Raw genomic sequence first — 12,810 nt, forward strand, 5'->3', positions numbered from 1 at the left:
ATCTTGCGCACAGAAATTCGAGTGGGTAGGAAAAATGAGTCTAAATTTAACGAAGACACGCACCATTAAATGAAAAAGGTGTCATCACAAAATATCAGTATTTTGAAAACAGTCATCTTGTTAGCCGAGTGATTCACCCCGATGGCACGAACTTGCGCTACGGCTATGACAATGTGAAAAACTTCGTCAGTGACATCACCAACGAACGGGGTGAAACCTATCATATTGATTACCTCCCCAATGGCTTAGTCAGCCAAGAAACCACCTTTGACGGCCGCAGCCTTGCGTATACCTATGACCTAAACGGTAAGCTCTTAAGTAAAATAGAAACCGGAACCAACGGCACTGAACTTGAAACTGTCTTTGAGCGAGATTCTCTTGGACGTTTACTTGTTAAGACTCTGCCTGACGGTTCAAAAATTGAGTATCAATACGATAAAAAGGGCAACCTCATCTCTGTCGATGATGGTGATACGCCGTTAGCGTGGCGTTATGACATCATGGATCGCGTGATTGAGTCGCACGCGGGTTGGTCGTCTCATTACTATGAATACGATGAGCTAGGGCTGCTGAGTAAATGGCAACTGCCTGATGCCAATGTGTTGGAGTACCAACGCGCTAAAGGCGGTGTGTTAAGAGCGATCAACCTGAATGATGCCGTATTAACGCAGCATCATTTCCAGAAGGGGTTGGAGGTGATGCGTAATCAAGGCGAGGTCAAAAGTCATTTCCACTATGACGATCAAGGCCGCCTAGTGAACCAATCACAAATGCTTGAAGGGCGTGAAAAGCAACGTCGTCAATACCAATACGATGGGCTGGGTAACCTTGTTCAAATCTCTGACAAACAGCGCGGCGACACGTTTTATGACTATGACCCGCTGTCTCGCCTAACCGCGGTACGTGGCAACCTTGATGAGCAGTTCACACACGACGCAACAGGAAACTTAATACCGAATCACATCAACCTGCGAAACAGCGAGCTATTTGAGTACGCACCGGGCAACCAGCTAAAGCTGCATGGCGATAGCCACTACGAATACGATGAATTTGGTCGTATGGTTAAAGAGAGTCGTGGTAAAAATCAAAGCCTAGTGACTCACTACGAATACGACTGCCTGCATCGCTTAATCAAGGTCACGATGCCAGATGGCAGCCAAGCGCATTACCGCTATGACGCCTTTGGTCGCCGTATCGAAAAACGAGTGATGGACAAAACCGGTGTGGAAACCACCACCGAGTTTCTCTGGCAAGGCGATAATCTCATCGCGGAAATGACCAACAGCGAGCAGTATCAAAGTTATGTGTATGAGCCCGGCACCTTCCGCCCGCTGGCGCTGCTAAAAGGCGAAGGTAAAGAAGCAGAGGTTTATCACTACCATCTCGACCAAATCGGTACACCGCTCGATATTACGACCCCACAAGGGGAAACCGTTTGGTCGGTACAATACCGCGCCTATGGTAACGTCTTTAGGAAAATCGTTGCGGAAATCGACAGTCCACTACGCTTCCAAGGTCAGTATTTTGATACGGAAACGGGGTTACATTACAACCGCCATCGCTACTATAATCCTAATGCAGGGCGCTTTATCACCATCGACCCCATTGGCCTTGCCGGTGGCCTAAATAACTACCAATATGTGCCGAATCCGACGGGGTGGGTGGATCCGTTGGGGTTGGATGTTCAGAAGCAGAATTGTCCTAAATTTAATAGGTTTGTTGATGAGTTTGCTGAGCTTAAGTCTGCAAGGCAATATGGACAGTGGAAACAGAAACTTGTTGATGAAGGGTTAAGTCCTCCTCAAATTCAAGAAGCCGTCCATCAAGGATCTCTAAAACGTGGGAATAACTTGTGGGGAGGTAACTGGAAAAAATATTATGAGGAAATTTCTGGTACAGACTATCCAGGTTCACCAAGTCATGCCCATCATTTAGTTGAAAAAGCCAGTGCAAGTGATGCTGCTATTGATAATAGATCTATCTTGAAAGAAGTCGGACTAGATCCCAATTTGAGCCGAGAAAATCTCACATGGGCTCCAAATGTTGCAGGACAACATGGAGCAGGTCCGCAAGGTGAATTAAATAAAATGCTATCAGAGGTTAGGGGTAATAGAACAGCTATTATCACTGTTCTATCTGAATGGGATAAAATAGCAAAAGCGAGATAATTATGAGAAGTATAGACTTAAAGATAGAACTCTGCGAAAAATTAAAAAATGCGTGTAAAAATTGTATAAATCAAGCTAAGCAATTATTAAATAATCAAGATGTTTTTTCATTTGTTATTTATTGTAGTTCTGGATGTAATAATATGGGCGTTGCCATATGTACAAGAAGTGGCTTAGAGAGTAAGAATAAAGAGTTATTTAACGCTAATCTTCCTGATTGGTATGCTGAAGTTAATGCTGCTGAATGGGATCATGTAAATGAATTTTATAATTTATTTCAAGATGTTGATAGTTATGTTGGGCAGCTCTACGAAACTTTTTATGAGGGAACGCTTGATGATGTTAATTTAGATGCGTTGGATAGTGATGAACTTTGGGGCTTTATTAGTGGTTTTTTTATCGATGCTATTGTTAATTGTGTTTTTGAATTGAAAAATGATAACTTCTTTGATGAAGATTTCTTTGAGGATGACTTACTATTAGGTATTCAGTTTGGAGATCCGGATTCTTATTCTGTTCATATGATAGAAAATTCATCTTTGATGCTTAATTCAGAATATTGGCATGATAAGGTAAAAAAATACTGCGACTTAATTAGAATAAATATGTAAAACTTCCACTGAAATTTCGTCAAATTCTAGCCAAGGAACAATAGGGTCAAGTCTTGCCTTTTGCCTAACTAGCTGTGATGGACGAGATTTATTTTATACGCAGTAGTAGGTAAGAAAAGATGAGTTGACCATGACGGATTGAGTACGCAGGTGCTTTGTATTACGTTATGTCCAGAGAAAAGCCTGAGCGCCGATTTATTTAGATGAGTCGGCGCACGGGCTTTTTCTTGAGGTGCTAGCCTCTACCTGTGGACGGTTTAATTGGGTGATTCACTGCTTCTGCTTAATGACCAACCATTTCACCTTCTAGTTGAAACACCAGACCGCAATCTGAGTAAAGGGGGGCGCCAACTAAATGGCGTGTATCACCAGAAATTCAATCGTAAGCACAATCGAGTAGGGCATGTAATAAAACATCCTATGAGTATGGCGAGAATAGTCACCTTGTCAGCCGAGTGATTCACCCCGATGGCACGAGCTTGCGCTACGGCTATGACAATGTGAAGAACTTCGTCAGTGACATCACCAATGAACGAGGTGAAGCCTATCATATTGATTACTTCCCCAATGGCTTAGTCAGTAAAGAAACCACGTTTGACGGCCGCAGCCTTGCGTACACCTATGACCTAAACGGTCAGCTGCTCAGTAAAGTGGAAACCGGCACCAGTGGCACTGAGCTTGAAACCACCTTTGAGCGAGATTCTCTTGGGCGTTTGCTTGTTAAGACGCTGCCGGATGGCTCAAAAATAGAGTATCAATACGATAAAAAGGGCAATCTCATCTCTGTCGATGATGGTGAAACGCCCCTAGCGTGGCGTTATGACATCATGGATCGCGTGATTGAATCGCACGCGGGTTGGTCGTCTCATTACTATGAATACGATGAGCTAGGATTGCTAAGTAAATGGCAATTGCCTGATACCAATGTCTTGTCTTATCAGCGTGCCAAAGGCGGCGTGTTAAGAGCGATCAATCTGAATGATGCCGTATTAACGCAGCATCATTTCCAGAATGGTTTGGAAATGATGCGTAATCAAGGCGAGGTCAAAAGTCATTTCCACTATGACGATCAAGGCCGCCTCGTGAACCAATCACAAATGGTTCAAGGACGTGAAAAACAGCGCCGCCAATACGCCTATGATGGTGCGGGCAACCTGACGCACATAGCGGACAAACAGCGCGGCGACACGTTTTATGATTACGATCCACTGTCTCGCCTAACCGCGGTGCGCGGGAATTTGGATGAGCAGTTCACGCACGATGCAACAGGTAACTTAATACCGAATCGCATTAACCTGCGAAACAGTGAGCTATTTGACCACGCACCGGGCAACCAGCTAAAGCTGCATGGCGATAGCCACTACGAATACGATGAATTTGGTCGTATGGTTAAAGAGAGTCGTGGTAAAAATCAAAGCTTAGTGACGGGTTATGAATACGACTGCCTGCATCGCTTAATCAACGTCACGATGCCAGATGGCAGCCAAGCGCATTACCGCTATGACGCCTTTGGTCGCCGTATCGGAAAACGCGTCATTGATAAAACGGGCTTAGAAACCACCACCGAGTTTTTATGGCAAGGCGATAATCTTATCGCTGAAATGACCAATAGCGAGCAGTATCAAAGCTATGTGTATGAGCCCGGTACATTCCGCCCGCTGGCGCTGCTAAAAGGCGAAGGTAAAGAAGCTGAGGTGTATCACTACCATCTCGACCAAATTGGTACGCCGCTCGATATTACGACCCCACAAGGTGACACCGTTTGGTCAGTTCAATATCGTGCCTATGGGAATGTGTTTAAGAAAATCGTTGCGGAAATCGACAGCCCGTTGCGCTTTCAAGGCCAATATTTTGATTCGGAAACAGGGTTACATTACAACCGCCATCGCTACTATAATCCCAATGCAGGACGCTTTATCACCATCGACCCCATTGGCCTTGCCGGTGGTTTAAACAACTACCAGTATGTACCGAATCCGACCGGATGGGTGGATCCGTTGGGGTTGGCTAATAAAGCAACTAATTGTCCTGGAGCAGAAAGTGGTGCAGATAAAGCTGAAGAAACAGGAAAGCCTGAGACACAATCTGGAGAGGTTGAAAATCCGGAGAGTGCGGTTTTAAAGAGCGGAGTTTTCCCTAAGACAGCGGACGAAATGAGCGTTCTAATTGGTGCCCCTAATAAAGTGGGAATAACACCAGATGGAACAGTTAGAACAACTTGGATGCCAAATTCTAGCACTAAGATTAGGCATGAAAGTCATCCCCATGGATTAAAGCCTAATGATCCCGATTATAATCCTAGACATCATGGTGAACATTTCCATGTTGAGACTAAACCGCATGATCTGTCTTGGAGCCAAGCAAAAAAACAAGGGGTAATTCTAAAATCGAAACCGGAAGGTTACACTCCAGGGAGTGGCACCGGTTTCATATCGGGTGAAACATTCCCAGGATTGTAGTTATGATAATTTCTGAATTAAATGTATCTGATGGGCAGATTATTGAATTTACTATTGCCACAGATGTTGCGACTATCGTTTTAAAGGATTGGAAAGACCAAGTGCATAAGCTAGTTTTTAACAATATAGTTGGAGTAGAGGCATATTCACCTGAATTCGTTGATTTATGCCATATAAAAGAAACAACTGATTCGGAACAGTTACGGAAGCTTCGCTCTATAATCGAAGCTGAAGAGGATGAAATTATAGAGTATTCGTTTATCGCCGCATGGAATGATCTTCCAATATTAAGTATTTTTGGTGAAAGTGTAGAAATCAAATCATAGCAACCTCAATATGCTGTTTGTTGGTGACGGACTAATTTATCTTACATGCAGAAGCTCGAGTGCGAAAAAATGAGTCGGCCATTGCAAATAGAGTACTCGAGGCTGGTACTATTTACTTTCAAAGAAAATTCATGAGTGCCTCTTTATTTAAATTAAGAGGGGCTGGCTCTTTTTAAGTATTAGTCTAAAAGACACCCGCCGTTAAACGAGCAAGGTAACTTATCGACTGTCAAATCCCCAGACAGCAGTGAGCATACTCTGTCGTGGAACCGCTTAGGGATGCTGATTGGCGAAACGTTACTCGATGGCTCAACGACCCGTTATGGCCATGGTATTTCTGGCCGAGTGATTTACGAGCAATCGTCTGTTAGTGGGGTCACCGAATACCAATGGGACAAAGCGGATCGTCTGATTTATCTCAAGCGCGCCAACGGCACGTCGCAATCCTATGAATACGATGAGCTAGGACTGCTAAGTAAATGGCAATTGCCTGATGCCAATGTGTTGGAGTACCAACGCGCTAAAGGCGGCGTGTTAAGAGCGATCAACCTCAATGATACCGTATTAACGCAGCATCATTTCCAGAAGGGGTTGGAGGTGATGCGTAATCAAGGCGAGGTCAAAAGTCATTTCCACTATGACGACCAAGGCCGCCTCGTGAACCAATCGCAAATGGTGCAAGGGCGTGAAAAGCAGCGCCGCCAATACGCCTATGACGGTGCAGGCAACCTCACGCACATAGCGGACAAACAGCGCGGCGACACGTTTTATGACTATGACCCACTGTCTCGGCTAACCGCGGTACGTGGCAATCTTGATGAGCGGTTTACGCACGACGCAACAGGTAACTTAATACCGAATCGCATTAACCTGCGAAATAGTGAGCTATTTGACCACGCACCGGGCAACCAGCTAAAGCTGCATGGCGATAGCCACTACGAATACGATGAATTTGGTCGTATGGTTAAAGAGAGTCGTGGTAAAAATCAAAGCTTAGTGACTCACTACGAATACGACTGCCTGCATCGCTTAATCAACGTCACGATGTCAGATGGCAGCCAAGCGCATTACCGTTATGATGCCTTTGGTCGCCGTATTGAAAAACGAGTGACGGACAAAACCGGTGTGGAAACCACCACCGAATTTCTCTGGCAAGGCGATAATCTCATCGCGGAAATGACCAACAGCGAGCAGTATCAAAGTTATGTGTATGAGCCCGGCACCTTCCGCCCGCTGGCGCTGCTAAAAGGCGAAGGTAAAGAAGCAGAGGTTTATCACTACCATCTCGACCAAATCGGTACACCGCTCGATATTACGACCCCACAAGGGGAAACCGTTTGGTCGGTACAATACCGCGCCTATGGTAACGTCTTTAGGAAAATCGTTGCGGAAATCGACAGTCCACTACGCTTCCAAGGTCAGTATTTTGATACGGAAACGGGGTTACATTACAACCGCCATCGCTACTATAATCCTAATGCAGGGCGCTTTATCACCATCGACCCCATTGGCCTTGCCGGTGGTTTAAATAACTACCAGTATGTGCCTAACCCGACGGGGTGGGTGGATCCGTTGGGGCTGAATAATGTTCCTGGTAAAATGCCGTGTAAGGATTCATCTAATAGTGTAACTGCTGATCCCGAAGTTCCCCAAAACCAGAATATAGCTCTTTCTGAACCAGAAACGCCCAAAGTAAAATTCAGGGCATTAACAGAGTCACAAGCTAAAGATGCTCTTGAAGGGAAAGATATACAGCCCAAGGATATTAATGCAGATTATTCAATACAAGAGCATATTGATGATGGAAAGTTGGATACTCAATATATATCATTGGGTTCGAAGAAAGCGGCAAACCGTTATGCACGTCCAAACCCAAAACGAGGGAAGTTTAGTCAAAGTGTTATTATTGAAGTAGATACTTCAAAAATTAAGTTATCCTCTGTTCATGATGTGTCAAAAGGTATAGATCCTTCCACAGGAAAAGCATTAAGAGACCCCGGCTATAGATATTCAAGAAAAGATAAAGAAGTATTGATTGAAGGAGCAATTCCATCTGATGCGTATAAGGTTGTCGAATGAAAATAGAGATTGATGAAAAAGTAAAAGAGTTATCTTATCATATTGATAAGGCAATGGAATTTGAATCAGATGACGAGGATGAAGAGTATCAGGTAAATAAATTATCAAAGGATAGTGTGTTAAGTTTTATTTTAGAGCAAAATGATAATTTAAAAAATAACTTAATTAGTCGTGATGATTTTATTAAGTTATTTAATAGGTGTGTTCTTTTATTGGTTGGTAATACTGGGTGTTCAGAAGATTTTGAAATATTAGAGTTAATATTGGATGAGCTTTATAATAAAAAACTAATTGATAAAAATAAATATAATGAAATTATTAATGGTTCAAATTTAGGTAGGTGGTTGGATTGAGTATAAAGATTCCAAATTAAATTGGGGCCTTTTCCCTAAAATTTAGCAAGGACACAACGTTAAATATTCTTACATCAAAGGTTTCAGGTATAGTCCTGAAGAATCCCCTGATGATTTTCAGAAAAATCATCAATTTAAACTGGATGCACATCTTGTCATGTATGAATAATGGGGTCAAGTCTTGCCTTTTGCCTAAGGAACATGCGATCAAGTCGAGCGGTACACTTTAACTTTCTAAAAAGTCCAATGGTAGTCAGCAATGCCGCCTATTTATTCTTTTCTTGTTACTCAATTCGGCCATTAAGCCTCATTTTTTGACCTTTGAATGGATTAATCCCGTGAGGCTCGCATCATCTGGTCAACTCGAAACACGTTGGCAAGAGCAAACAGCATGGCGAGCTTACTGTCATTTTTAGCCAATCCACGATAAATAGCTTTTCTAAAACCAAACTGACACTTGATGATTCTAAAGGGATGTTCGACTTTTGCTCGAATACTGGCTTTGATATATTCCGTTCGGATGGGCTGTTTATTTTTTCTAGGGTGTTTTTTTAAGAGTCTTATTTTGCTTGGAATCTCTGCAATCAACCAGTCTGCTTTGACACCTTTTAACTCTTCTCTCTTTTGAGCGCCACGATAGCCAGAATCCGCCGAGACAAAACACCCTTCTCCATGAAGAAGGTTCGCTGTTTCTGTGATGTCATGAACGTTGGCTGCCGTTGTACTCACGCTGAGAGTTAGCCCCGTTCTTGCGTCAACACCAATATGGGCTTTTAAGCCAAAGAACCATTGCTTACCTTTTTGAGTTTGGTGCATCTCAGGGTCTCTTTCTTTGGCTTTATTCTTAGTCGAACTGGCTGCTTCAATAATAGTCGCGTCCACAATGGTGCCTTCTTTGAGATAAATACCTACGTCAGACAGCCATCTATTCACTTCTTTAAAGAGCTGGCGCGAGAGTTTGTGTTTTTCTAATAAGTGCCTGAAATTCATTATGGTAGTGTGATCGGGAATCGGTTTATCTAACGACAGGTCAGCAAACAAGGGCATAGAAGTAATCTCATACAAGGCATCTTCCATCGCTGGATCACTCATGTTGTACCAATGTTGCATGCAGTGAATGCGGAACCTGGTTGATAGCGGATAAGGTCTTCTGCCATTCCCTGATTTAGGATAAAACGGCTCAATAACCGCTTCTAGTTGATCCCAAGGCATCAATTCATTCATGCGAGAAAGGAAAATCTCCTTACGTGTTCTACGGCGTTTGTTGTTAAATTCGCTGTCGGCAAAGGTAAGTTGGTGTGACATGGTTGAGACTCGAAGACTTAAAACGCGATTGTCTCATGGCAGGGACTTATTCGCATATTCCCAAGCTCTAAACGACAAACACGAAACAGATCCGGTGCGCGATAATCAAATACAAAACATTAATTGAGAATGGCGGCACCAGATATCACTTTATTGCAATTGCTTAATTAATAATTCAGATAAATCTGCTCGATCATCTGCTAACTTTTCATAATACACAAGCGCTTGTGGTTTAGATATTGCCGTGCCTATACCATATTGATACATCATCCCGGCAGTATAAATCGCCCTAAAATTTCCAAGATCAGCGGACTCTTTTATAAACGTGAAGGCTTTCTTATTATCGCGCTGAACAAAATCATATTGCGGTGAATCCTTAAATAGATATTGCGCGAAGTCTTCCTGCAGGTAGTTAAAGCCCGCGATAAATAGATTATTCATATCTTTTAATGATGCCGCCCGCAATATATACGACCAGGCCTTTTGCTCACTGCGCAGCCAGGGCAAACGCATGAACGCTTTTTGATCAGTTGATGCAGCATTTGCATTCAATCCGTGTTTGATTAATGATCGTGCCTTTTCGAAGCCGATGACCTTATTAGAACGTATGATGCAGCTAAATGACCCACGCCAACAAGCAAAATGTACCCATGATTTAGGGGAAGTCGTCTTTATGACGACCTGTGCAATACTTTGTGGTGCGGATGATTGGAAGTCTATTCAGCTCTTTGCTGATACTCGAAAGGACTGGTTTAAACAGTATCTTCGATTACCTGGTGGCATTCCATCGCATGATACCTTTAACCGTTTATTTTCTTTGTTGGATCCGGCCTGTTATCGAGAAATGTTTTGTGGCTGGGTTCAAGATATGTTGATGGATACCCCATTATCGGGTGTCGTCGCGATTGATGGAAAGACGGTGCGGGCGTCGCGCTCGAACAAGCACCAAGCAATTCACATGGTGAACGCTTGGGCCTCGCAGGCAGGCGTGTCTCTTGGTCAATACAAAGTTGATAAAAAATCCAATGAAATCACAGCTATTCCTAAGCTACTAGACCAACTAACTATCAAAGGTTGTTTGGTCACAATGGATGCCATGGGGTGCCAGAAAGACATTGTCTCCAAGGTCATTGAAAGAGAGTCCGATTATTTGGTTACCGTAAAAAGTAACCAGAAAACGTTACATAAAGAGTTGGTTACCTACTTCGACCATTACTGGGCAAACCATATACAAGACACGCTAAGTGATCAATTTTTTGAGCAACAAAACGAAACCCATGGTCGCAAGGAGCATCGTCGATGCTGGGTCACGATGGATTTATCTTCCCTGTCTATTGCAGCAGAATGGCAAGCTAAAACCGTCGCCGCGATACAATCAGATCGAGTTTCTAATGAAAAAGGCCGAAGCCATATTCGTTATTTTATTTCCAGTAAAGCGATGACGGCGGAAGAAGTGCTAAAGGCTACTCGTGAGCATTGGGGGGTCGAAAATCAGCTTCATTGGGTGTTGGATGTCTCTTTTGGGGAAGATCAGTGCCGAGCTAGACAGGGTTATGCTGCAGAAAACCTAGCCACCACCCGACAAATCGCTTTAAATTTATTAAAGCAGGAAACAAGTTTGAAACTGGGTATCAAAAACAAGCGCAAAGCCTGCGGCTGGGATGATAAGTATCTGTTTAAAGTGATGGGACTGGTTAAATAATATTCATGCGTTTGCCCTGACTGCGCAGCGCTTTAAAAACATTATTACCCTCGCTATAAATATAGCTCAGTTTATTCAACGCCTCGAGATCGTTATTGTCAGCCGCTTTGTTATACCAGTACAACGTTTCTTTAGGGGCATTACACATGTAATAGAACCATGCCAGTTGAGTTTGCGCCTCACTGTCATTGGCTTTGGCTTTTTGTCTGACGTTATCGGGGTTCAGTAAACGGTCACTATAACCACAGCGAATACTAACTAACTTGCCATTGTTATATTCACGTCGCGGCGCTTTCCCATCAATAAGTGTTGCTATCGGCCAACTTTTCTCACCCAGATAATCGATCGTCGCTAATTGCCCGGTGTTAGCATCGTAAGTTTTTTCTGGAGTAACGGGGTTACCGTCTTTATAAGTAATCTCGTAAACCAAATGACCAGTTTTTGAATCCCATTTCTTGTGCGTGCCATTCTTTTGTCTATTATGGTAGTAACGTTCTTCAGTCGGTTTTCCTTGCTCTGTCCAGGTCTGTAGCGATTCCAAGTCGCCATGATTATAGCGCTCTTCTTTCTTCAATTGCCCATTTTCATACCATTCTTTCCTTACTCCGTTTTGACGAACATTTTCATCAAAGCTTTCCTGAAGTTTTTGTTGACCATTATCGTACCAATATTCTCTAGCACTTTGATAAGTATGGATTTCAGTTGTAATACTGAACTCTCTGGAGACCAGCTGTCCCTGTTCATTATAGGAATCAGAGATTTGCTGATTACCTTTATTGTAATTATCACTTCGGAGTACCCCGTTGCTATAAAATGATTGGCTTTGTTGATGATGGCCTTCTTTATATACTGCGGAACGTTGCACTTTACCGTTTTCGTAATAGTCCGTATATTGCCCATCAAATACACCGTTTTTGTAATGATGCAGCCGCGATAATCGACCTAATTCATCGTAATGCTTACATTCACCGTCGGCATGTTTATTATTAATATACTGTTCTTCACTTTCCAGTTTGCCATTTTGATGAAAAGTGCTGACCGTGCCATTTAATTGGCCGTTACTATAATGAAGTGTTTGATGCACCGTGCCATTTTTATAAAAAATCGTCTGAGCCCCATCTTTGATACCGTTCAAATCATAGCTCGTAGTTTGTTGGATTTTACCGTTATTGTAATACTGCTTAAATTCGCCAATATAAAGTAAATTGGTCAGATCTTTATCTGAGGTATAACCGACAATAGCCTGTTTCTTTGTCACCTTCCCCGAGGCCACATAATAGCCGTCCACTTTCCAAAGTTTATTCCTTTCATCAAACGCTAAAGGCATCTTAATCGCAATGAACGCATTGCGTTTATAGACTTTCTCTAAGTCTTTGTTTAACCAAAGCACATTGTCATTGGCTAAATATTTATCGTCACAAAGCCCTTTTTCACACATCTTTAGCTGGGTGACCAATTCTGATCCCTCACTATGACATCCGCTGGTTTTCACCATAAAATAATTATCATCTAGAGCCTGACGCCAGATTTTTTCTAAAAATGGCCTATAGTCGCTCATTGCTATACCCAGAGAGTCGTTATTCATGCTGATGGTTGCGGCACCACAGTCGGTTTTATCCACGAAGGTAAGTTTTTCCCCGCGAATTAGTTTACCCTCCGCGCCGATAGCTGTGCGATTTAGGTCTATATTGCTAATGCGGCTGATAAATTGAGTAGGTTGGGAATCAGTAGCAAAAGCAGAACCTGCTACCACGAAGGAGAGAGCAAGTAGTATAACTTTTTGTTTCATAAAATAAGATCCTAACAT

At 42.9% G+C, this 12,810-nt stretch carries 10 protein-coding genes; 7 read left to right on the plus strand and 3 right to left on the minus strand.

The features are described 5' to 3' along the window. Nucleotides 1–128 precede the first annotated feature (128 nt). The 6 genes from ACO05V_RS08190 (at nucleotide 129) to ACO05V_RS08215 (ending at nucleotide 7,996) form a co-directional block, all read left to right on the plus strand. Nucleotides 129–2,168 (plus strand): RHS repeat-associated core domain-containing protein, encoded by a 2,040-nt coding sequence (locus tag ACO05V_RS08190; RefSeq protein ID WP_421849487.1) that lies wholly within the window; start codon nucleotides 129–131, stop codon nucleotides 2,166–2,168. Nucleotides 2,169–2,170: 2 nt separating this feature from the next. Next, nucleotides 2,171–2,779, plus strand: coding sequence for a hypothetical protein (locus ACO05V_RS08195; protein ID WP_421849491.1), 609 nt, complete (start codon nucleotides 2,171–2,173; stop codon nucleotides 2,777–2,779). A 455-nt stretch (nucleotides 2,780–3,234) separates the two neighbouring features. Then, nucleotides 3,235–5,238, plus strand: a complete 2,004-nt coding sequence (locus ACO05V_RS08200) for an RHS repeat-associated core domain-containing protein (RefSeq protein ID WP_421849494.1) — start codon at nucleotides 3,235–3,237, stop codon at nucleotides 5,236–5,238. A gap of 2 nt (nucleotides 5,239–5,240) precedes the next feature. Beyond that, nucleotides 5,241–5,564: a hypothetical protein gene (locus tag ACO05V_RS08205; protein WP_421849497.1), complete on the plus strand. Its 324-nt coding sequence runs from the start codon at nucleotides 5,241–5,243 to the stop codon at nucleotides 5,562–5,564. Between the two features lie 279 nt (nucleotides 5,565–5,843). Continuing rightward, the gene (locus tag ACO05V_RS08210) at nucleotides 5,844–7,643 is read left to right on the plus strand and encodes an RHS repeat domain-containing protein (RefSeq protein WP_421849500.1); all 1,800 of its coding nucleotides are present in this window, start codon (nucleotides 5,844–5,846) and stop codon (nucleotides 7,641–7,643) included. Next, nucleotides 7,640–7,996, plus strand: coding sequence for a hypothetical protein (locus tag ACO05V_RS08215; protein WP_421849503.1), 357 nt, complete (start codon nucleotides 7,640–7,642; stop codon nucleotides 7,994–7,996). The genes ACO05V_RS08210 and ACO05V_RS08215 overlap by 4 nt, the downstream gene beginning before the upstream one ends. Nucleotides 7,997–8,326: 330 nt before the next feature. On the opposite strand, the gene ACO05V_RS08220 is transcribed toward ACO05V_RS08215, so the two are convergent. After that, nucleotides 8,327–9,301 (minus strand): IS5 family transposase, encoded by a 975-nt coding sequence (locus ACO05V_RS08220; RefSeq protein ID WP_421849506.1) that lies wholly within the window; start codon nucleotides 9,299–9,301, stop codon nucleotides 8,327–8,329. A 150-nt stretch (nucleotides 9,302–9,451) separates the two neighbouring features. Continuing rightward, a complete protein-coding gene (locus tag ACO05V_RS08225) occupies nucleotides 9,452–9,853 on the minus strand; it encodes a hypothetical protein (RefSeq protein WP_421849509.1) in 402 nt (133 codons plus the stop codon). 37 nt (nucleotides 9,854–9,890) lie between these two features. Between ACO05V_RS08225 and ACO05V_RS08230 the strand changes: the two genes are divergently transcribed. Next, nucleotides 9,891–11,003: an ISAs1 family transposase gene (locus ACO05V_RS08230; protein ID WP_421847783.1), complete on the plus strand. Its 1,113-nt coding sequence runs from the start codon at nucleotides 9,891–9,893 to the stop codon at nucleotides 11,001–11,003. Here ACO05V_RS08230 and ACO05V_RS08235 read toward each other — a convergent pair. Further along, nucleotides 10,996–12,792, minus strand: a complete 1,797-nt coding sequence (locus tag ACO05V_RS08235; RefSeq protein WP_421849511.1) for a hypothetical protein — start codon at nucleotides 12,790–12,792, stop codon at nucleotides 10,996–10,998. The two genes, ACO05V_RS08230 and ACO05V_RS08235, sit on opposite strands and share 8 nt — an antisense overlap. Nucleotides 12,793–12,810: the final 18 nt, after the last annotated feature.

Origin of the sequence: Marinomonas sp. (assembly GCF_965225885.1) — a bacterium.
Classification (GTDB): Bacteria; Pseudomonadota; Gammaproteobacteria; order Pseudomonadales; family Marinomonadaceae; genus Marinomonas.

What these genes read in the sequence shown, in the direction of transcription:
- ACO05V_RS08210 (WP_421849500.1), top strand. Translation starts at nt 5,844, where the DNA reads ATGCTGATTGGCGAAACGTTACTCGATGGCTCAACGACCCGTTATGGC.
- ACO05V_RS08205 (WP_421849497.1), top strand. Translation starts at nt 5,241, where the DNA reads ATGATAATTTCTGAATTAAATGTATCTGATGGGCAGATTATTGAATTT.
- ACO05V_RS08235 (WP_421849511.1), bottom strand. Translation starts at nt 12,792, where the DNA reads ATGAAACAAAAAGTTATACTACTTGCTCTCTCCTTCGTGGTAGCAGGT.
- ACO05V_RS08215 (WP_421849503.1), top strand. Translation starts at nt 7,640, where the DNA reads ATGAAAATAGAGATTGATGAAAAAGTAAAAGAGTTATCTTATCATATT.
- ACO05V_RS08220 (WP_421849506.1), bottom strand. Translation starts at nt 9,301, where the DNA reads ATGTCACACCAACTTACCTTTGCCGACAGCGAATTTAACAACAAACGC.
- ACO05V_RS08230 (WP_421847783.1), top strand. Translation starts at nt 9,891, where the DNA reads ATGACCTTATTAGAACGTATGATGCAGCTAAATGACCCACGCCAACAA.
- ACO05V_RS08195 (WP_421849491.1), top strand. Translation starts at nt 2,171, where the DNA reads ATGAGAAGTATAGACTTAAAGATAGAACTCTGCGAAAAATTAAAAAAT.